Raw genomic sequence first — 20377 nt, forward strand, 5'->3', positions numbered from 1 at the left:
TCCGGATCACGGCGAGGTCACGGCGGCGCCCCGCGGATCAGGAACCGGTGCGCTCGCAGCTCGGCAGCGCCGCCACATCCCCGTCGTCCGCGATGACCTCGAGCGCGGCGAGCGACTCGTCCAGCGTCGCGGTGCGGATCACCTGCAACCCGTCCGGAATGTGCCCGACGACCTCGTCGCAGTTGGCCTCAGGGGCGAGGAAGAACTCCGCCCCCGCGTCCCGTGCGCCGTAGAGCTTCTGCCGGATCCCGCCGATCGGACCGACCGTGCCCGCGGCATCGATCGTGCCCGTGCCTGCGACGTTCTCGCCGCCGTTGAGCTCGCCTTCGGTCAGCGTGTCGATGATGCCCAGCGCGAACATCATCCCGGCGCTGGGTCCGCCGACGTTGTCCAGCTGGATCGTGACGTCCACCTCGAAGTCGTAGTCGGTGCGCAGGGTGACCCCGATGAGCCAGGTCGTGTCCCCGGCCTCCGTGTGCTCCTCCGGCGTCACTTCGACCTGCTGCTCTTCCCCGTCGCGCAGCACCGTCAGCTGCACCGGGTCACCACCTGCATCCTGGATCGCCTCCCGCAGCTGCGTGGCGGATGTGAGCGGGGTGCCGTCGATCGCCGTGATCACATCGTCGGCCTCGAGGACGCCGTCCGCGGGCGAGTCGGCGACGGCATCGACCACGACGACCTGGGCGCCGGTGTCATAGCCGAGCTCGTTCAGCGCGGCCGCCGTCGCCTCATGCTGCGAATCGACCATCAGCGTGGCATTGCGCTCGTCGCGCTGCTCGGTCGTGACGCCCTCCGGAAAGACGGAATCCAGCGGGACCACCGCCCGCGAGGAGTCCATCCAGGCCAGCGCCAGTTCGAACCAGCTCGGCGTGCGCTCACGGTTGCCGATGACCTGCACGGTGGTGAGATCGAGGGTCCCTGCCGTCTCGAAGGTCTCGGCGCCTTCGACCTTGATGAGGGGAACCTCGTCGCCCTCCTTGTCGGTCGCGGTGCCGAGCGTGTCGTACACGGGCCCCGGCCGCTGGATCACGTACGGCGACGGCAGGAAGGTCAGCACGACCAGAGCGATGAGCGCGACGATCAGCGCCCAGACACCGAGTCCGAGCTTTCCAGACCGCGTTCGATCCACAGCATTCCTCCGTCGTTCGCGAGCGGCGTACACCGATCTGCCCGCATCGGGGTCGCGCGCAGAAACCTGTGACTAGCGTAGATGCCACGGCAAGCGAAGTGCTGAGAGGGCGATCGACATGGCAGACAACGACCCGACACCCGAGGATTTCCAGGAGTTCCTGCGAAGGATGCTCGCGAATCAAGGCGGTGGCGACATCGACCCCGCGGCACTCCAGGGCGCGTTCGAGGGGATGGACGGCTTCACGCTCGACCCCGCGATGATGCAGACGATCATGTCGCAGCTGCAGGGTGCGTTCGGCGGCGACCCGTGGGAGAACGCGCTGCGGCAGGCGCTGTTCATCGCCAACCGCGACGGCCAAGGGATCACCGACGGGTCGCGCACATCGCTCGCGGACTCCTTCGCCCTCGCGAACCTGTGGCTCGGCGAGGCGACGACGATCTCCGAGCTCTCGGAGAGCCCGACGGCGATGACGCGCGGCGAGTGGGTCGAGAAGACCCTGCCCGTGTGGAAGGAGATCGCCGACCCGGTGTCGACCAGCATCGCCGACGCCCTGACCTCCGCACTGGACACCCAGGTCCCCGAAGAGATGCGCGACGTGGTGCAGGGCGCAGGCAGACTCATGCGCGGGCTCGGCGGCTCTGTGTTCGCGGCGCAGTTCGGACAGGTGCTCGGCAACCTCTCGCTGGAGGTCGTCTCCGGCGGCGACGTCGGCATCCCCGTGCTGCCGGCGGGTACGGCTGCCGTCATTCCGCAGAACCTCACGGCGTTCGGAGAAGGACTCGAGATCCCCGAGGATCAGATCGCCCTCTACCTCGCCACCCGCGAGCTGGCGTATGCCCGTCTCTACCGTCACGCGAAGTGGCTGCACCTGCACGTGATGGCGCAGATCACGGACTTCGCCCGTGGTGTCACGGTGGATGTCGATGCACTCGAGGACGTGGCCAGCCGCCTCGACCCCTCCGATCCGGAGGAGCTGCGCGCTGCCATCGAGGGCGGGGCGCTCCTTCCCGTGCAGAGCGAAGCTCAGCGCGAGGCCCTGACCCGTCTCGAGAACCTCATCGCGACGATCGACGGGTGGGTGGACGTGGTCACGGCGCAGGCCACCTCGCGCCTGCCGGACGGAGCCCGCATCGCCGAAGCAGCCCGTCGTCGGCGCGCCGTGGGCGGACCGGCAGAGGATGCGCTCGGTGCGCTCGTGGGCCTGAAGCTGCGCCCCCGACGGATGCGCGAGGCATCCGCGATGTGGCACGCCGTGACGGAGGCCGTCGGCATCAGTGCCCGCGACTCCCTCTGGGACTACCCCGACCTCATGCCCACTGCCGAGGACATCGACGACCCGAGCGCCCTCGTGGCACGGCTGCAGGCCGCCGAGCGCGGGGAGCAGCCCGTCGCCGACGAGTTCGACGAGGCGCTCGCGCGGCTGCTGGACGGTGACGACTTCTCTGCGGAGAAGCCGGACGCTGCGGCAGAGGGCGAGGACGAGGGCGGCGACGACTCCCCCGAGGGCGACGACTCCCCCGAGGGCGACCGACCGGTCTGACCTGCGCACGCCGTCACGACGGGCTCCCGGAGCCGACTTCTCCTGCCCTCACGAGGGGCGCGACGAAGTTGTCCACGGATGCGTTGTCGTCGTCCCGGCCGACCGGGAAGGGCTCCAGAATCGGAGGGATGCCGCTCACTCCCCCGATCCTCACCCGCCTGACTCCGGCAGCGCCACTCCTCTGGCGCGATGAGAGCACGCTCCAGCTCGGCGACGACGGCGACATGCGCTTCGACGCGGGTGAGCCGTGGGTGGAGCTCCTGCTCAGCCGCCTGCGCTCCGGCTTCCGCCGCACGTCGTTCGACGTGATCGCACACGCCGCCGGCGCACCACGCGACGCCGCTCGCGCCCTTCTCGCCCGCATCGCCCCGCTGCTCCTCGACGACCCGCCGGCACCGCGCCCGGCGTGGGTCGAGAGCATCGGACTCACCGACGGTCGCAGCGACTACCGCATGCGTGACTCCCTCGCCGACGAGGGCGTCACGCTCGTCGACCACGGCACGGCCGACGCGGCGGCGGTCGTGCTGGTCCGGGGAGCGGCGGCCGCGCTGCAGTTCGCTCGCCATCTCCGCGACGATACGCCCCACCTCCCGGTGGCGTTCGAACCTGGACGCGTGACCGTCGGGCCGCTGGTGATCCCCGGAGCATCCGCCTGTCTCGCGTGCCGTGACGCCCACTCGACCGCACTCGACCCGGCGTGGCCGCTGCTGCACGCGCAGATGATCGATCGCGATCCCGGACGTGTCCGCGCCGCCCAGGTCGCCGAAGCCGGGCGACTCGCCGCACAGCTCCTCGCCGAGGACGAGGGCGCCGGTCCAGTCGTGCGTGTCAGCGCCGACGGCTCGCGCGAGTGGCGTTCGGTGACGTTTCACGAAGAATGCCGGTGCCGCGAGCCGTGGTCCCCATCTCGGCGAGGAACCTCGACGGCGCCCGCTCCCCTCGACCAGCCGATCTCGACCACGACAACGACAAGGTTCGCGCGGCCCGCGTGACGCCGACGTACGCCAGACGCCGCTCCTCGTCGATGGACTCGAAACTCGTCGCGTACGAGATGGGCAGCGACCCCTCGGCCCAGCCCGCCAGGTACACATGGGGCCACTCCAAGCCCTTCGCCGCGTGCAGGGTCGAGAGCGTCACCGTCCGCATGGTCGGCTCATGCTGATCTTTCGCTCGCGCCATGAGCGCGTCGCTGAAGCCGCGGAGGTCGGCTTCCGGTCCGGCCTCCTCGGCCAGCCTCAGAATGGCGCGCCGCGCTTCCCACCCGTCACGCTGAGCGCCGCCGGCTGCCGGGGGCTCGTCCGTCAGCCCGAGCTCGCGCAGCACGCGCTGGACACCCGGCAGGAACCCGTGCTCGGTGGGGGCCACGGCCGCCGCCCGCAGCGCCAGGATCGCCTGGCGCACCTCCGGCATCGCGAAGAACCTGGTTCCGCCCAGGACCGAGGTCGCGATCCCCTCCGCGGCGAGCGCCTGCTGGAGGACGGCGGACTGCGCGTGCGCGCGATAGAGCACCGCGATCTCTGACGGCGACGCTCCGTCCGAGAGGCGCGCGGAGATCGCCGCCGCGATGCCGGCTGCCTCCTCGCCCTCGGTGTCGTACGCGGTGACGGTCGGAGCGTCGGCCGTGAACTGCTCGCGCGCCGGAACGAGCTCGAGCGCACCGGGGCGACCGTGCATCAAGGCGTTCGCGACGGTGAGGATCGGCGGCTGCGACCGGTAGTTCGTCTCCAGTCGCACGACCGTCGCATCGGGATGGCGGCGTTCGAACTCGAGCAGGAACCGCTGCTGCGCGCCCGCGAAGGAGTAGATGGTCTGACTCGCGTCCCCGACGACGCAGATGTCGCGCCGATCACCCAGCCAGAGTTCCAGCAGCCGGTTCTGCAGCGGAGAGACGTCCTGGAACTCGTCGACCGTGAAGTGGCGGTACTGCTCGTGCACGGATGCCGCGACGCGGGGCTCCGCCTCGAGCATGCCCGCGCAGGCGAGGAGCACGTCTTCGAAGTCGAGTTGACGCCGGTCGTCCTTGAGCGCCTCGTACCCGCGCATGAGTTCGACGAGCTGCCCCGCATCGACGCCGCTGATCGGACGCCCGAGCGCGGCGTACTGATCGATCGAGAGCATGGACACCTTGCGCCACTCGATCTCGGAGGCGATGTCGCGTAGCGTCGCCGTACTGGGACGCAGCCGCATCGCATCGGCGGCCTGCCCCAGCATCCGCACCTTGTTGTCGATGATCGACGGGGCGGGAGAGCCGGCCAGCGTCGGCCAGAAGAAGTTCAGCTGCGCGAGCGCGGTCGCGTGGAACGTGCGGGCGGCGACGCCCTCCACACCGAGGGCGCGCAGCCGTCCGCGCAACTCTCCTGCAGCCTTGGCGGTGAAGGTGACAGCCATCACCCTCGAGGGCGAATAGGCGCCGGTGTCGACCCCGTGCGCGATGCGATGCGTGATGACGCGGGTCTTCCCTGTGCCGGCACCGGCGAGCACGGCGACCGGCCCCCGCAGGACGGATGCTGCTGCCCGCTGCCGCTCGTCGAGGGCATCGAGTGCACTCACGTGCGGCTCTCGTGCCAGTCGACGATCAGGGCGCGGGCGATCGACGCGGGTCCGGGAAGCCCGACCGGACCGCGGCCCTCGAGTGCGGACGCGATCTCCGCCCGGGTGAACCACCGCACGTCGATGATCTCCTCCCCGTCGGCGAGCGCCGCATCTTCGTCGTCGACCACGGCACGGAAGCCGACCATGAGCGAACGAGGGAACGGCCAGGCCTGCGAGGAGATGTAGCGCAGCGACGACAGCCGCACGCCGGACTCCTCCTCGATCTCCCGGTGCACCGTCGACTCGAGCGACTCCCCCGCCTCCGTGAAGCCGGCGAAGCACGAGTACATGCGTCCGCCCCAGTTCGCGTTCGCGCCGAGCAGCAGACGTTCGCCGTCGCGACTCTCGACCGCCACGATCACTGCCGGATCGGTGCGGGGGAAGTGCTCACGGGCACACACGAGGCACCGTCTCGACCACCCCGCCTGGCGCAGTTCGGTGCCCCCGCCGCAGGTGGGGCAGAACGGCGCATCACGGAGCCAACCCGCGAGCGCGACAGCACCGACGAGGACCTCGGACTCCTGTTCGTCGATCCGTCCGCCGAGGTCGCGCAGGCCGAGCCAGATCTCATCCGGCGCGGAGTCGAGCGCGTCGGTCTCCGGCGGGGCGGCGGCGAGGAGCAGAGCGGAGCCGTCGGAGTCACGTCCGAGGAGCGCCCACGTCGCGTCGCCGACCGCGGAGGGCGGAACGCGCAGGAGCGCGGAATCCACGACCCGCAGACGTCCCTCCCGGACGACGACGACCCGGGTGGCGGCATCGCCGCGAAGACGGTCCAGGACGCCCGGTTCCTCACGGAGTTCGGCTGCACGGTCGAACGACGGGCGCTGAATGGTCATCGACTCCCTCTCTCACGGGCGTGGCGGAGGCGGGACCGCCCCTGAGCCGACCTACCCTGGGGGCATGGGACGCTCTCCTTTCACTCTAGCCGCGGCCGTGACCGCTGCACTGCCCGGGGCGGAGGTCACGGGCGCCCGCAGCCTGAGCGCAGACGGCGACGGACGATTCGACTCCGCGGTCGCTTCGCTCGCCGATGGACGCGAGCTCGCGATCCGCGTCGCCGACGACGACGACGCCGCGCGCGAACTCGCCGCAGAGGCCATCGCCCTCCGCGCGCTGACGGACGGAGCGCGTGCCATGCTCCCCTTCCGCGCCCCTGCGTACATCGGCGAGACGCGCATCGGAGACGCCAGCGCGCTCGTCACCGAGCTGCTGCCCGGGTTCCAGATCGAGGCGGCCATGGTGCCGCCGGGACGTGGTGCTGCCGAGTCCATGGGTGCGTCGATCGCGGCCGTCCATGAGCTGCCCACATCCGTCGTGCGCGGTGCTGGACTCGCGACGCGCAGCGCCGAGGAGAGCCGCGCCGACCTGGAGCGCCTCGTCGACACCGCTGCCGCGACCGGACGCGTGCCCGCACGTCTCACCGTCCGCTGGCGTGAGGCCGTCGCCGACGACGACCTGTGGCGGTTCGAGTCGACCGTCGTCCTGGGCGGCGTCCAGGCCACGTCCTTCCTCTTCGACGACGACCCCGAACGCGGACCCGAGGTCATCGGGCTCGTCGGATGGCACGGACTCTCCGTCGGAGACCCCGCTGTGGATCTCTCCTGGTTGTCTGCGGCGCCGGACGCTGCGGACGACGTGCATCGTGCCTACGCCCGATCGATCGATCGGGCGACCGACGGCGGACTGGAGGTGCGCGCGCGTCTGCTCGCCGAACTGGAATTCGCACGCTGGCTCGTCCACGGAGACTCGATGCGTCGACCGGATATCGTCGATGATGCGGCCGCGCTTCTCACGGCGCTCGCAGAAGGACTGCGCTCCGACGACCTCAGCGTGATCCACGCCAGGAACGGCGGGGTCGACTCCGCCCTCGACGCTCTCGACCGTGTGCCGAAGACCGCAGTCGCCGACGTCGACACGTCGATGCACACCGACGCTTACAACCCCGAGGAGCTGTGGTCGGAGACGGCGGACGAGTCGGACGCCCGCTCCGAGGCGGATTCCGACGGACGATCCCATTCCGCGCCCGACACGCTGCCGGGTGTCTCATCCGGTCGGCGCACCGACGAGGAAGAACATCGCGCCGCGATGCTCGACATCCCGACCGAGGACCTCTCCGGCGTCGCGAGCCTGTTCGCGGGGACCAGCGGAGCCGCCGGTGCGCGTGAGGACTCGCATCCGCTCGCACCGCCAGCCACCGCAGCGCCCGACGACGACGACTCGGACGAAGCTCAGCGTGCCGCGCGCGCAGCACTCCAGCGCTGGAAGAGCTCCTCCTCCGAGTAGACGCGGTCGCCGCGGATGATGAGGTCGTCCGCCACGTAGTACAACGCCACGTCGATCTCGTCGAGCGGCACGCCGAAGCGACGGTGGTAGGCGAGCCGGTACAGGGCGAGCTGCAGCATCCGCTCATCCCGTTCCTTCTCCGTGCGCGGAGCCCGCCCCGTCTTCCAGTCGACGATCTCGATGCGGTCGCCACGGTCGGCGCGCCGGTATACGGCGTCGAGCTTGCAGATCACGATGTGCGCCGGCCCCGCCTCGTCGGCCCCGTCGGCGCGGAGCGCGAAGTCGATCTCGATCTCGACCGCGATCGGTTTCAGCCCGCCCCACTCGCTGCGCTCGAACGTCGCCTGCAGGATCGCGAGGTCTGCGGCGTCCGCCGACGTCCCCGGTGCTTCGACGCCGGGGGCGGGATCCGGCGACGCGTCTTCATCGACCTCCCAGAGCGCCTCGTCGATGCGGCTGCCCACGCCCACGAGTTCGGAACGCTGCTCCACCCAGGCATGGAACAGCGTGCCGAGGCGTGTCTGCCGATACGGGCGCTCCGGCATCGGCCGGACGATCGACGACAACGTGCCGGCGAAGTCGGTCACGTAGTCCTTGAACCGCGATGCCGGCACGCGCGTCGGAGCATCGACGTCGGTGCCGCGCTGGCGGGCGGCGCGTTCGGCGAGCAGCCGCGACAGCTCGATCGTCGGCTCCGCAGCACCCGCTCGCATGGCGTCCTCGACCGCCGACGCCGCAGCGGTCACGGTGTTCCTCCGCGCGCCCAGGGGGTCGAGCGGCCAGCGGAGAGTCGCACCCGGCCCGTCGTACGGGTTGTCATCGGGATCCACGGACTCGATCGGGTCGAGTCCCCGCACCTCGATGGCCTCCGCGAGGAACGGACTCGGTGTGCGAGGGGCCTTCTGCCCTGCCCAGTGCGCACCGCTGAGCAGGAGGTCGGACCGTGCACGCGTGACGGCCACATAGGCGAGACGCCGCTCCTCCTGCTGCTGGTAGGCACGGTAGGCGTCTTTGAAGCGTTTGAGCGCACCGCCCTGAGGGTTCGCCTTCGTCGCGCCGCCGGACAGCGACGCCTGAGCGAGCTTCTGCCGCTTGCCGGGGTCGGTCTCACCGTCCACGGCCGCGACGGGGTCCCAGTCGAAGCGCGGGAGCGCCCCGCTGTCGCCGCGCAGGGCGAAAGGCACGACGCCGAACCCGAACCAGCCCGAGGTGTCGGACACGCGGCTCGGAAGCTCGTCGACGACCATCCGGACCACGGCGACCGCGTCCCACTCCAGTCCCTTCGAACCGTGGATCGTGAGCAGCTGCACGACGCCTGCTTCCGGGGGCTCCGGACGCGGCATCAGCTCGTCCGTGCTCTCCGCCTTGTCCAGCCAGGCGAGCAGACTGCCGATGCTCCCCCGGTCGTCTGCGGCGAGGAACGCGCGCACCTCGTCGGCGAAGGCACGCAGCTGTGTGGCCGCGATGCGCGCAGGACCCCTGGTCTCGTTCGCGGCGAGTTCGATGTCGAGGCGCAGCTCGAGCTCGATCAGGCGGATCAGTTCGGGGATCGGCTGCGAGGAGGCCCGCCGCAGCCGTTCCAGCATCTCCCCCGCCGCCCGGATCCGCGCGCGACCATCGGGCGTGATCGCCTCGAGCAGTCGATAGTCGTCGCGCACCGCTCGCACCACGTCGACCGCATCGACGATCGACACCGCTTCATCGGCACCGCGCGAGGATCGTAGCCGTGCACGCACCTCCTCCGGCAGCGGCGCCATCGCCGTGTCACGCTCGGAGAGGGTGCGACCGAGATCGTAGAGGGCCGCCATGTCGGCGACGCCGACGCCGAACCGCGGCCCCGTGAGGAGACGGATCAGCGCAGACCCCGCCGTCGGGTCGTGCACGGCTCTGAGCGTCGAGACGACGTCGACCACCTCCGGCGTCGCGAGCAGCCCGCCGAGGCCGAGGATGCGGTGCGGTATGCCCCGTGCCGCGAGCGCCGCCGCGAAGGTCTGCATGTGACGCTTCGACCGGAACAGGATCGCGCCTGTATGCGCGCGCGATCCTGGCCCGGAGCCGCGCGCATCGTGCTCGGCTCTGCGTGCGGCGAACCAGTCCGCCGCTGCTGCCGCCTCTTCATCGACCGTGAGAGGATACGCGATGCTCACGGTGCCCTCACCCGCTCCTGGACGTGGCTCGAGCGGCGGGACGTCGAGGCCGGGGCGCTGCAGCGGCTTGAGCACACGGTTCGCGATGCCGAGGATGCTCTGGTCGTTGCGCCAACTCGTCATGAGGCTGTACGTCTGCGCTGTGCCCGTGCTCGAGAACGTCCCCGAGAACGCGTAGAGGTTGTCGGCGCTCGCGCCTCGCCAGCCGTAGATGGATTGGTGCGGGTCGCCGACGGCCATCACCGCCGAATCGCCGAACAGCTCCGCCAGGAAGCGCGTCTGGATCACCGAGGTGTCCTGGTATTCGTCGAGCAGCACGACGCGGTGCTGCTCACGCAACTCGGCCCGTACGTCGGGCGCGGACTCGACGATGTCGTAGGCTCCCCCGACCTGATCGGCGAAGTCGAGCACGCCGCGGCGCTCCTTCTCGGCGATGTAGTCGCGGACGAGGCGGACGAGCGTCGACAGGCTCAGCAGATTCACCGCGGCCTTGTCGACGTCGGCGTTGCCGCGATACGGCTCGAACGCGACGGCCTGCTCCCGGGCGATGCGCTCGGCGAGGTCGAGGTCCACGCGATGGTCCAGCGCTTCCCCGGCGAGCCGCTGCACCGCGTCGATGACGGTGCCGAGCGCGAACTCGATGGTCTCCAGCTCCGGGATGTCGCTGCGGAGCACGACCTCCCGCGCGAGCATCCACGACGCGGCCTGGCTGAGCATCGCCACGTCGGGATCCCGCCCGATCCTCGCAGCGTGCTCGCGGACGATGCCGTCGGCGAACGCGTTGTATGTGGAGACGCGCGGTCGGATCATGAGGTCTTCGGCCGCCCGAGGCGTCGCGGGAGTCCAGCCCGTGCCGTGATGCGCAGCCAGCTCATCGAGCACGTGCGCGCGGACGAGCTCTCGCTGCCTGCCCTGCGCGGCCTCGTCGACACGGCGCAACGCGCCGGATGCCACGATCTCCGCGAGGTGCGGGAGAAGACCGCGGCGCCCGTACTCATCGATGACCGCGAGCCGATGCCCGATCCGTTCCGCGAGCTCGCCCGCCGCTTTGCGGGTGAACGTGAGGCCGAGGATCTCGTCCCGCCGCACGTGGCCGTTCGCGACCAGCCACACCACTCGCCCTGACATCGTCTCCGTCTTGCCGCTTCCGGCCCCCGCGACGACCAGCGCCGGCACCGGCGGGGCCTCGATCACGCGCTGCTGCGCCGGGGTCGGCGACGGCTGCCCCAGGGCGGCGGCGATGTCGGTGGCGGATATCCCCTCTCCTGCGGTCCACGCCGTCACGAGCTGACCGCCGGCACCGTGTGGATGCGGCACGGGTGCACGCGTCGCTGCGTGTCGGCGCAATGCGACTCGACCTGGGCGGTGAAGCTCGACGCCGACATGCCGCGGGCGGCATCGGAGACCCGCCTCAGGAACGCGGAGCGGGATTCGTCGTCCAGCGTGTGCTGATGCGCGATCCGGTAGTCGCTCTTGGCGAGGGTCTTGGAGACGACGACCAGCCGCGCGCCAGCGAGCGACGCGGGCGATGCTCCCTCGATCAGCCCCTGCTGGACGGCGATCTGATAGGCCGCGAGCTGCGCATGCTCGAGCACACCGGAGTCGGACTCGGGGTCGTTCTTCCCCGTCTTGAGGTCGACCACGACCGTGGAGCCCTCCGGGCCTCCGGACATCTGCACCCAACCGCGGCCGCGCGCCTGGGCGTGCTCCCCGGCACCGGGCGGATACGCCTCGACCCGGTCGATGTAGCCGTGGATGACCGCCTGATTCGCGCGGTCGTCTCCGACCGGATGCACCGTGGGAACCGCTGCCTCTGCGCTCTCCCCGGCGACGTCGACAGCGAACCGGAACTCCAGCTCGCTCCCGATCACGCGGCCGCCTTCTCGGCGCACGTCCCCGATGTAGGAGTGCACTCGATCGACGAGCACGTCCGCGCGGCGTCTCTCCTTACGGCCGATCCACTCGGTCTCGAAGTCGAGCTCCGGCCAGTGCTCCGCGACGATCGCACGCATCCGTTCCAGGTCGCCGTCGGGGACGCGCTCCATCGCCTCGTGCACGATCGTGCCGATCCCGGCCGTCGGCGGCATCACGGTGTCGCCCCCGAGCGCGGACACGACCCAGTTGAGGCCGCACTCCTCATACGACTCCATCTTCGACGGCGAGACCCGTGCACCGGCGACGGCGAGGTCGCGCAACGGAGCGTCGGTCGATGCCGGCATCACCCCGTACCACTCGGCGGGAGCCGCACCGGGCACGCCCTCGCCCGCGAGAACGGCCAGTTGTCCTGCCGCCTCCGCTCGCGTCGTCCCCGCGTGCGCCGAAGTGAGGGTGCGGCGATGTCTGGCCACGAGCCCGCGCAGGGTGAGCGGGTGCTCGGCCGAGGCGTGGCGTCCCGGAGGCTCCGGAGTCGGCAGGAAACCGAAGAACGGGCTCGGCGTGAGATCGTCGTCGTCGACCGCGGTGATGAGGAGTCGATCCCGCGCCCTCGACACGGCCCGGACGAAGAGCCGGAGTTCGTCGTGCAGCGCCGCCCGCCGTCGGTCGAGGACGCCAGGAGGCTCGATGCTCGCGCCGGTGCGTGCCGCCTGGATCGTGTCTGCCAGGCGCCAGGTCTGCAGCAGCCCGCCTCGCAGTCGGACGTTCGGCCAGACGCCGTCCTGCACGCCGGCGACGACGACCGCATCGAACTCGGTCCCCAGGGCCGTGGCCGGAGTCAGCAACGTCACCTTCCCCGGGCGGTCCGGAGTCGACAGGGAGTCCTCCGGCACCTCGCTGTCGAGGATGTCGCGCACGAACGTCTCCGCCTTCTCGTGGGGCGTGCGCTCGACGAAGCGCTTCGCCGCATCGAAGAGCGAGACCAGGGCGTCGAGCGATCGCGCCGTCTCCGCTCCGGTGGGAAGCTGAGAGATCTCGCGCCAGGCGACCTGCAGTCGCCGCCCGTCGACAGCGCGCGCCTGATCCCACACCCGCCAGAGCAGGTCGTGGATGGTCTCGCCCTCGACCGCGGCCCTGGAGGTGGCCGCGATGGTCTCCGCGAAACGCTCGGCGGTGCGCGACTCCGGCGCGTCGATGAGCGTCAGATGGGCCGGGTTCGCCATCGCCTGGCGCAGCAGCTCGCGTGGCGGCGTCGACCCTCCCTGTTCGAGCTCGATGTGCCGGAGACGCCCGCGGAGTCGCCGGAGACCGATCGCGTCCATCCCGCCGAAAGGCGTCCGCAACGCCTCTTCGAGCGCCTCCGAGGTGCGCTCCTCGACCGGTGTCAGCGCGAGACGCACGATCCCGACGATGTCTCGTACGATCCCCTCGCTGCCCAGTGGGCGCTGGACTCCTGCGGCACGTGTGGGTATCTCGCGCGCCGCGAGCTCCGTCTCCAGCGTCGTGACCTGTCGGGTGTCGTGGGCGATCACCGCCATCCGATCCCAACGCACACCCTCGGAGAGATGCCAGTGCCGCATGATTCCCGCGATGCGGTCGAACTCTTCGTACGGCGACGGCGCGACGAACGTCGACACGGTGGATTCGACCTCTTCGGCGCCCACGGCTGCGGGAGCACGGCGATGCTCGATCCTCCCTGACACCCCGATCGCCTGGGTCACGGTACGCGTGAGCGCGGTCAGTGCCGGCCGCTGCCTGTGCGCACCGTCGAGCACGTGCACCTCGCCCAGGGCGCCGGCGAGCTGGGCGAAGAGCTCCGGGCTGGCGCCGCGGAAGGACCCGGACGAGATGTCGGGATCGCCGAACGCCAGGACGGCGATCCCGCGGCCGCGTAGCGCGCGGACCATGGCGACCCCGCCGCGGGTGAGCTCCTGGGCGTCGTCGATCAGCACGAGCTGCAGGGGCGCGAGCGGACCCAAAGTCGAGGGCTGAGCCCGCTGGAGAACCGTGCTCGCCTCGGCCAGGAGGTCGGCGGCATCGCGGTGAGCCGCGCGTGAGGCGTCGAGCACCGCCCGATACTCGACGAGGAACTCGGCCGCAGCCACCCACACGTCGTCTCCGGACTCGCGGAGCTCTTCGGGGTGGATGCCGCTCTCGGTGCACTCGGCGAGGAAGGCACGGAGCTCGGAACGGAAGCCCTTCGATGCGCGCACCGACGGGCTGAGCGCGTCTGGCCAGGTGATGCGACCGTCTTCGGCGTCGCCGGCGAGGAGCTCCGCGATGATCCGGTCTTGATCCGCGCCGGTGAGCAGGGCGGGCGGCTCCGCTCCTTCCTGCACCATCGCTCCGCGCACCAGCTGGAAGGCGAAGGACCCGAGCGACCGCGCGAGGGGCCCCGGTGTCGCTTGACCGATCCGCACGCCGATCCGATCGCGCAGCGCCGTCGCCGCCTGGCGACTCGGGGTGAGCGCGAGCACCTGCTCCGGGCGCATGCCCTGCTCGTCGAGCAGGTGGACGATGCGGTCGACCAGCGTGCGCGTCTTGCCCGTTCCCGGCGCTCCGATGATCACGCCGGATGCGGAGGGCTGTGCCGCGATCACGGCTCGCTGCGCGGCATCCGATGTCATGCTGTCCACGCTATCCGGACGAGCCGACATCGTCGTCCGGTCACGACCGTCGCATCGACGCAGCGGCCCTGCGCTCGCCTGTGCGCTCACGGCGAAACCGGTCCCTGCGGCCGATCCCCGTCCTGGCGTCCGGGGTAGAGTTGGGCCAGTCCCCGAACTTCAAGGAGCACGCGTGGAAATCCGCATCGGCATCATCAACACCGGCCGCGAACTCAGCTTCGACACCGCCTCGAGCGCGGACGAGGTCCGCACGCAGGTCTCGACGGCGCTGGAGCAGAACGCCACGCACGTGAGCTTCGCCGATGTCAAGGGCAACTCCTACATCGTGCCGACCGCGAATCTCGCCTACATCGAGCTGGGCACCGAGGAGTCCCGCCGCGTCGGCTTCGTCGCCTGATCCGACGATGTACATCCTCCTCGCACTCATCGGAGCGTGCGCACTCGGCATCGCGGTGCACTTCATGATCGCCGACCGCGACCTGCGCGGAGTGGCGCTCGCCCCGGCCATAGCGACGGCAGCCTCCGCGATCCTCTACACGAGTCTGCAGTGGGCAGGCGTCGGCGAGGACAGCATCTGGCTGTGGCTCGCGAGCGTTCTGGGTGCCGTCGCGATCGCGGCGCTGGCGACATGGGCGCTCACGCGTCTGCGCCGCCGGTCCGATGCAGCGGCGCGCGCCGCGCTCGGCATCTGACCTCGGTGTCGTCCGCTCAGGAGGCGAGGCCCATCGCATCCATACGGCGGGCGTGTGCGCCCATGAGCTCGGTGTAGACCGGCTCGATGCGGTCATCCGACACCTCGAGCAGTTCCGGCCGCAGCGCTGAGCGGCAGACGAGGATCGTGTCGCCGACCAGACGCCGCGCCCACATCGACAGGAGTGAGCGCCACTCCTCGTCGCTCTCGATGGTCTCCTGGATGATCGCGACGATCTCATGGCGCGCGTCGTCCTCGCGGAGGATCTCGGCCGCCCGCCTGCCGATCTCGCCGTAGCTCGAAGCGAGCGCGAGGTAGAAGTCGTCGAGCATGCCCGCGGTGATGTAGACCGCCAGCAGCGTCTCGCGCGGTCGTGCGCCGATCGTCTTGCGTCGGAACGCGTCGAGGTTCTCCCGGAACGGGAGCATCACCTGCGTGGGGTCGTCGCCGCGCTCGGCGATGAGGTCGACGATGCCGCGGTGCTTGGTCAACGCCGCGCCCGCCGCGCGGGACAGGGACTCCTTCTCCGACAGCTCGGGCGTCGCGCGGATGAGCCTGGTGAGGGTCTCGAAGTAGCCGAGCTGCAGATACGCGGCCTGGCCGAGGAAACGGTCGAGCTCGGGGGCGAGTTCGGCGAAGTCGATGCGCGTCGCGTCGCTCTGCTCCCCTCGGCTGCGCAGAGCGAGGGTGCGTCGGGGCGCGTCGTCGCGCTGCCAGAACCACTTAACCACGAGGTCTTCCTCCCGAGTCCACCACGACGTTCACAATACCCGCGCCGCCGCCTCCTTCCTGGTCCGCACCACCCCTCGGGTAGGCTGGGCGTGTCCCCGCCGTCGGAGCGGGGCCCCGCGCCTGTGGCACAAGAGACGGCGTGGCTCCGTTTACGTGGCGATCCCGCAGGGTCGCCGGACAGGCAATCTGAATAAAGTGACAACTTTCGCCGATCTCGGCATCGATCAGGACATCGTCGACGCGCTCGCCGCGAAGGGCATCGTCGACGCGTTCCCCATCCAGGAGCAGACGATTCCCCTCGGTCTTCCCGGCCAGGACATCATCGGCCAGGCGAAGACCGGAACGGGAAAGACCTTCGGCTTCGGCATCCCGGTCGTCCAGCGTCTCGGGAAGGACCCGGAGCACGGCGTCAAGGCGCTCATCGTGGTGCCGACGCGCGAGCTCGCGGTGCAGGTGTACGAAGACATCGACCTGCTCACCAGCAATCGCTCCACGAGCGTCGTCGCCATCTACGGCGGCAAGGCCTACGAGGGTCAGATCGATCAGCTCAAGGCCGGCGCGCAGATCGTCGTCGGAACGCCCGGACGTCTGATCGACCTCGCCGGGCAGCGGCTGCTCGACCTCTCGGACGCGACCGAGGTCGTGCTCGACGAGGCTGACAAGATGCTCGACCTCGGCTTCCTCGCCGACATCGAGAAGATCTTCCAGAAGGTCCCCGCGGTCCGGCACACCCAGCTCTTCTCGGCGACGATGCCCGGCCCGATCGTGGCGCTGGCCCGTCGTTTCATGACGAACCCGATCCACATCCGCGCGAACGACCCCGACGAGGGTCTCACGCAGGCCAACATCAAGCACCTCGTCTACCGCGCGCACTCGCTCGACAAGGATGAGGTGATCGCGCGGATCCTCCAGGCCGAGGGCCGGGGCAAGACCGTGATCTTCACGCGCACGAAGCGCGCAGCGCAGCGCCTCGTCGACGAGCTCGGCGACCGCGGCTTCAACGTCGGCGGCGTGCACGGCGACATGGGACAGGACCAGCGCGAGCGCTCGATGGCGGCTTTCAAGGCGGGCAAGCGCGACGTGCTCGTCGCGACCGACGTCGCCGCCCGCGGCATCGACGTCGACGATGTGACGCATGTGATCAACCACACCATCCCCGACGAGGAGAAGACGTACCTGCACCGCGCCGGCCGAACGGGTCGTGCGGGCAAGACGGGCATCGCCGTCACCTTCGTCGACTGGGAAGACCTGCACAAGTGGGCGCTCATCAACCGCGCCCTCGAGTTCGGGCAGCCGGAACCCGTCGAGACGTACTCGTCGAGTCCCCACCTCTACGAAGACCTCGACATCCCCGCGGGGACGAAGGGTCGCCTCGTCTCCGCTCCGAAGACGGAGTCGGTGAAGACGGAGCGCACCCGCCGTCCGGAGCGCGCCGCCGACGCGGCCGCCGAGGGTACCGCCGAGGGCGGCACGCGTCGCCGGCGTCGTCGCCGCAACAGCACGACCCCGGTCGGCTCGACCTTCGTCGAAGGCGGCGCCGAGACGTCTTCCGGCGAGGGAGAGTCCGCCCCCGCGCCCCGCGACGCCGAGGGAGCAGGCACCCACGACGGCGCGGGTAAGGAGCATCACGAGGGCAAGCCGGCTCCAGCCCGGCGCCGCCGTCGTCGTCGTGGCGGCTCGGGCGCGGGCGCCGCACCCGTCACGGGGGCCTGAGACCCGATCGCCTCACGAAGGGCGCGTGCAGCGGAGGATCATCCGCGGCACGCGCCCTTCGTCGTCCGCATCACACCGATTCCGCGTCGAGTCGACGACGAGCCGTCGCCGCGTCGTCCCGGAGCAGTGCCGCAGGAACCTGTGGCGGGTACACCCAGGCGACCAGCACGACCGAGATGATCATCAGCAGGAACCAGGAGCTCAGCTTGCTCAGGGACACGGGCTGCCATCCCTCGGCCTGATCGGGGTACGCCCATGCACCCGCCCATGTGCCGATGTTCTCCGCGAGGTAGATGAACACGGCCACGCCGGCGAACACCACGAGCAGCGGGAGCCTGATCGTCCGACGCCAGATGCGCGCGTGCATCACGGTCGGCAGCCACAGCACGACGACTCCTGCCAGCAGCACCCAGCGTGCGTCCCACCACCAGTGATGCGCGAAGAAGTTGACGTAGATCGCCGCCGCGAGGACGGCCGTGATCCAACGGCGGGGGTACCGGGTGAAACCGAGGTCGAACAGGCGGTAGACACGCACCATGTACGAGCCGACGGCCGCATACATGAAGCCGCTGAACAGGGGGACCCCGCCGATGCGGAGGAAGCCGTCTGCGGCATACGCCCACGACCCGACGTCGGTCTTGAAGAGTTCCATCACGGTGCCGGTGATGTGGAAGAGCACGATGACCCACAGCTCGCGGCCGCTCTCCAGCCGGAAGACGAGCATCGCCACCTGGATGAGGACGGCCGCGATCGTGAGCGCGTCATTGCGCGCGAGGGCCGCGTCATCGGGGTACCACAGCCGGGCTGCCACGATCACGACCAGCAGCGCCGCGCCGAAGATGCACGCCCACGCCTGTTTGAGGACGAAGACGGCGAACTCGATCAGGCCGGCGCGGATGCCGTCCGCCGGTGCGTCGCGGAGAAGGCGGTGAGCGATCCCGTCGACGCGGCGTTCCAGAGAGGTCGCTCGCTGCATGCCAGGAAACCTAGCGGGCCCGGTCGACAGGTCGCCGGGAGATGCCCGACAGACTGCCGAGGATCAGGGAAAGCGCGGGGCTGTGCCCGTCGCCCGTGCTATGAGCCGCGCGACCATCTCGTCGGACGTGGTGTTCTCGCCAGGGCGGTTCGGCTTTCCGCTGCCGTGATAGTCGCTCGAGCCGGTGACGATGAGGTCGTGCTTCGCGGCCAGCTCGCGCAGCACCCGTTTGCCGGCCGCCGTGTTCTCCCTGTGCTCGATCTCGAATCCGCCGAGTCCCGCAGCGATCAGGCGTTCGATGAACGGCACCGGCATCATCCGGTCGCGGCCGGTGGTGACGGGATGCGCGATGATCGCCACTCCCCCGGCCTCGGTGATCAAACGGACGGCGGTCAGCGGGTCCGGCGCGTAGTGCGGCTCGTAGTACCCCTCGCGCGGGTGCAGGATGCCGTCGAACGCCTCCGTCCGGTCCCGGACGATACCCCGCGCGACGAGCGCGTCGGCGATGTGCGGCCGTCCCACCGTCGCATCCACGGTGGTCTGTGCGACGACGTCGTCCCAGTGCAGGTCGTAGTCGCGGCCGATGCTGCGCACGATGCGCTCGGCGCGTCCGATGCGGTCGCCGCGGATCCGGTCGGTCTCGGCGCGCAGAGGCTCGTCGTCGGGGTCGAACAGATAGCCCAGGACATGCACGCTGCGCCACTCGTGCTTCGCCGACAGCTCCATGCCGGGGATGAAGGTCATCCCGAGTCCCGCGGCGGTCTCGGCGGCCTCTCCCCATCCCGTCCAACGGTCGTGGTCGGTGAGTGCGGCCGTCCGGATGCCGTGCGCATGCGCCTGTCGCATCACCTCGGCCGGCGACTCCGTGCCGTCGGAGTGGTTGGAGTGCAGGTGCAGGTCGGCGGGACCGGCGAACCCGGAGGACGGAGTGGCCATCCTCCGAGCGTACCGAGCACCGCAGGGCCGAGACGCGCAGGCGCTCGGAACGGGATGTCGAGGCAGGGACTTCACAGGGTGCGCTCCTAGGCTGGAAGGGATGTTTCGACTACTGGGGATCCTCTTCACCGTGCTGCTCGCGATCGCGACGGCGATCGTGGTGTGGCCGCAGTTCTTCCGCCTCGAGCAGACCTACCCGTTCGCTCAGCTCGTCTCGGCACGAGGGCTGGTCCTCGGTGGCTTCCTGGTCGTGGCGGTGCTCGCCCTGCTCCTGCTGTTCGCCCGTCCGTTGCGCGGGTTCGCCGCCTCTGTGCTGATCGTCGCGCTGCTCGGTGCCGGAGCGACGGGACTGATCGGCGTCACCCGCGGATTCGGCGCAGCAGACCTCCCCGCGAAGACCGAGAGCAGCGTCCGCGTGCTCACGTGGAACACGGCGGGCGAGGCCGTCGCCGCGGAGGAGATCGCCCGGCAGATCCTCGATCAGGGCGCCGACATCGTCGCTCTTCCCGAGACGACCGAGGCCGTCGGCGAGCGCATCGCGATCATGCTGCGGGAACAGGGGCATCCGATGTGGGTGCACCACGTGCAGTTCCGCCCCGACATCCCCGACGGCCCGCAGTCCTGGCAGACCACCGTGCTGGTGGCCCCCGACCTGGGTGAGTACTCGGTGATCGAGTCTTCGAAGGACGGCTCGAGCAACACGGGTTCCGTGCCGAGTGCGGTCCTGATGCCCGTCGACGGCTCCGGCCCCACGATCGTCGCCGTGCATGCCGTCGCCCCTCGCATGGAGGAGATGCGGCAGTGGCAGAGCGACCTGCAATGGATCGCGGACCAGTGCCCCGCCGGCGACTTCATCCTCGCCGGCGACTTCAACGCGACGATCGACCATATGGCGTCCCTGGGCGTGGAAGGCGGCGACATGGGCTATTGCCGCGACGTCGCCTCCCGCACCGGCAGCGGTCTGGCCGGCACCTGGCCGAGTTCGCTCCCCGCGCTCGCCGGCGCTCCGATCGACCACGTCATGGCCTCCCAGAACTGGACGCCGACCGGTTCGGTCGTTCTCGACGACGCCGGCGGCAGCGACCATCGCGCCCTCGTGGTGCAGCTGGAGCCTGCGGGCTGAGTCCCACCGC

The 20377-nt window shown here is 70.3% G+C and carries 15 protein-coding genes; 6 read left to right on the forward strand and 9 right to left on the reverse strand.

Annotated features, from left to right (window positions below; all coding sequences use genetic code 11):
* Positions 1-37 precede the first annotated feature (37 nt).
* Positions 38-1129, reverse strand: coding sequence for a PDZ domain-containing protein (locus AB0E56_RS14030; RefSeq protein ID WP_359799861.1), 1092 nt, complete (start codon positions 1127-1129; stop codon positions 38-40).
* A 118-nt stretch (positions 1130-1247) separates the two neighbouring features.
* Here AB0E56_RS14030 and AB0E56_RS14035 point away from each other — a divergent pair, with 118 nt between their 5' ends.
* Positions 1248-2672, forward strand: a complete 1425-nt coding sequence (locus tag AB0E56_RS14035) for a zinc-dependent metalloprotease (RefSeq protein ID WP_359799864.1) — start codon at positions 1248-1250, stop codon at positions 2670-2672.
* Between the two features lie 13 nt (positions 2673-2685).
* Here AB0E56_RS14035 and AB0E56_RS14040 read toward each other — a convergent pair whose 3' ends face one another.
* From AB0E56_RS14040 to nudC, 3 genes are all read right to left on the reverse strand, one after another.
* Entirely contained in the window at positions 2686-2811 is a 126-nt protein-coding gene (locus tag AB0E56_RS14040) for a hypothetical protein (RefSeq protein ID WP_359799865.1), read from the reverse strand.
* Positions 2812-3500: 689 nt separating this feature from the next.
* Positions 3501-5222 (reverse strand): ATP-dependent helicase, encoded by a 1722-nt coding sequence (locus AB0E56_RS14045; protein WP_359799867.1) that lies wholly within the window; start codon positions 5220-5222, stop codon positions 3501-3503.
* A complete protein-coding gene (gene nudC, locus AB0E56_RS14050; RefSeq protein ID WP_359799868.1) occupies positions 5219-6100 on the reverse strand; it encodes an NAD(+) diphosphatase in 882 nt (293 codons plus the stop codon). The genes AB0E56_RS14045 and nudC overlap by 4 nt, the downstream gene beginning before the upstream one ends.
* A gap of 64 nt (positions 6101-6164) precedes the next feature.
* Here nudC and AB0E56_RS14055 point away from each other — a divergent pair, with 64 nt between their 5' ends.
* Positions 6165-7547 (forward strand): hypothetical protein, encoded by a 1383-nt coding sequence (locus tag AB0E56_RS14055; protein WP_359799871.1) that lies wholly within the window; start codon positions 6165-6167, stop codon positions 7545-7547.
* Here AB0E56_RS14055 and AB0E56_RS14060 read toward each other — a convergent pair.
* A complete protein-coding gene (locus tag AB0E56_RS14060; RefSeq protein WP_359799874.1) occupies positions 7493-11011 on the reverse strand; it encodes an ATP-dependent DNA helicase in 3519 nt (1172 codons plus the stop codon). The genes AB0E56_RS14055 and AB0E56_RS14060 overlap by 55 nt on opposite strands.
* Positions 10975-14196, reverse strand: a complete 3222-nt coding sequence (locus tag AB0E56_RS14065; protein WP_359799875.1) for an ATP-dependent DNA helicase — start codon at positions 14194-14196, stop codon at positions 10975-10977. Before AB0E56_RS14065 ends, AB0E56_RS14060 begins: the two co-directional genes overlap by 37 nt.
* 172 nt (positions 14197-14368) lie before the next feature.
* Here AB0E56_RS14065 and AB0E56_RS14070 point away from each other — a divergent pair, with 172 nt between their 5' ends.
* Together AB0E56_RS14070 and AB0E56_RS14075 are read left to right on the forward strand one after the other, a co-directional pair.
* A complete protein-coding gene (locus tag AB0E56_RS14070; protein WP_183152333.1) occupies positions 14369-14593 on the forward strand; it encodes a DUF3107 domain-containing protein in 225 nt (74 codons plus the stop codon).
* A 7-nt stretch (positions 14594-14600) separates the two neighbouring features.
* Positions 14601-14888 carry a hypothetical protein gene (locus tag AB0E56_RS14075; protein WP_359799877.1) on the forward strand — a complete coding sequence of 96 codons (288 nt, stop codon included), beginning with the start codon at positions 14601-14603 and terminating at the stop codon, positions 14886-14888.
* Between the two features lie 16 nt (positions 14889-14904).
* Here the strand turns inward: AB0E56_RS14075 and AB0E56_RS14080 are convergent, their stop codons facing one another.
* Positions 14905-15618 (reverse strand): ferritin-like fold-containing protein, encoded by a 714-nt coding sequence (locus tag AB0E56_RS14080; protein ID WP_359799878.1) that lies wholly within the window; start codon positions 15616-15618, stop codon positions 14905-14907.
* A 196-nt stretch (positions 15619-15814) separates the two neighbouring features.
* Here AB0E56_RS14080 and AB0E56_RS14085 point away from each other — a divergent pair, with 196 nt between their 5' ends.
* A complete protein-coding gene (locus AB0E56_RS14085) occupies positions 15815-17332 on the forward strand; it encodes a DEAD/DEAH box helicase (protein ID WP_359799881.1) in 1518 nt (505 codons plus the stop codon).
* 70 nt (positions 17333-17402) lie between these two features.
* On the opposite strand, the gene AB0E56_RS14090 is transcribed toward AB0E56_RS14085, so the two are convergent.
* A complete protein-coding gene (locus tag AB0E56_RS14090; protein WP_359799883.1) occupies positions 17403-18308 on the reverse strand; it encodes a DUF817 domain-containing protein in 906 nt (301 codons plus the stop codon).
* Positions 18309-18371: 63 nt separating this feature from the next.
* The gene (locus tag AB0E56_RS14095; RefSeq protein ID WP_359799885.1) at positions 18372-19244 is read right to left on the reverse strand and encodes a PHP domain-containing protein; all 873 of its coding nucleotides are present in this window, start codon (positions 19242-19244) and stop codon (positions 18372-18374) included.
* 100 nt (positions 19245-19344) lie between these two features.
* Between AB0E56_RS14095 and AB0E56_RS14100 the strand changes: the two genes are divergently transcribed.
* On the forward strand, positions 19345-20367 hold the full coding sequence (locus AB0E56_RS14100) for an endonuclease/exonuclease/phosphatase family protein (protein WP_359799887.1): 1023 nt from the start codon (positions 19345-19347) through the stop codon (positions 20365-20367).
* The last annotated feature ends 10 nt before the right edge of the window (positions 20368-20377 follow it).

Origin of the sequence: Microbacterium sp. NPDC028030 (genome assembly GCF_040637855.1) — a bacterium.
GTDB lineage: Bacteria > Actinomycetota > Actinomycetes > Actinomycetales > Microbacteriaceae > Microbacterium.

Excerpts from the sequence above, each read along its gene's own strand:
- nudC (WP_359799868.1), bottom strand. The coding sequence starts at position 6,100 with ATGACCATTCAGCGCCCGTCGTTCGACCGTGCAGCCGAACTCCGTGAG.
- AB0E56_RS14090 (WP_359799883.1), bottom strand. The coding sequence starts at position 18,308 with ATGCAGCGAGCGACCTCTCTGGAACGCCGCGTCGACGGGATCGCTCAC.
- AB0E56_RS14055 (WP_359799871.1), top strand. The coding sequence starts at position 6,165 with ATGGGACGCTCTCCTTTCACTCTAGCCGCGGCCGTGACCGCTGCACTG.
- AB0E56_RS14100 (WP_359799887.1), top strand. The coding sequence starts at position 19,345 with ATGTTTCGACTACTGGGGATCCTCTTCACCGTGCTGCTCGCGATCGCG.
- AB0E56_RS14095 (WP_359799885.1), bottom strand. The coding sequence starts at position 19,244 with ATGGCCACTCCGTCCTCCGGGTTCGCCGGTCCCGCCGACCTGCACCTG.
- AB0E56_RS14075 (WP_359799877.1), top strand. The coding sequence starts at position 14,601 with ATGTACATCCTCCTCGCACTCATCGGAGCGTGCGCACTCGGCATCGCG.
- AB0E56_RS14035 (WP_359799864.1), top strand. The coding sequence starts at position 1,248 with ATGGCAGACAACGACCCGACACCCGAGGATTTCCAGGAGTTCCTGCGA.
- AB0E56_RS14065 (WP_359799875.1), bottom strand. The coding sequence starts at position 14,196 with ATGACATCGGATGCCGCGCAGCGAGCCGTGATCGCGGCACAGCCCTCC.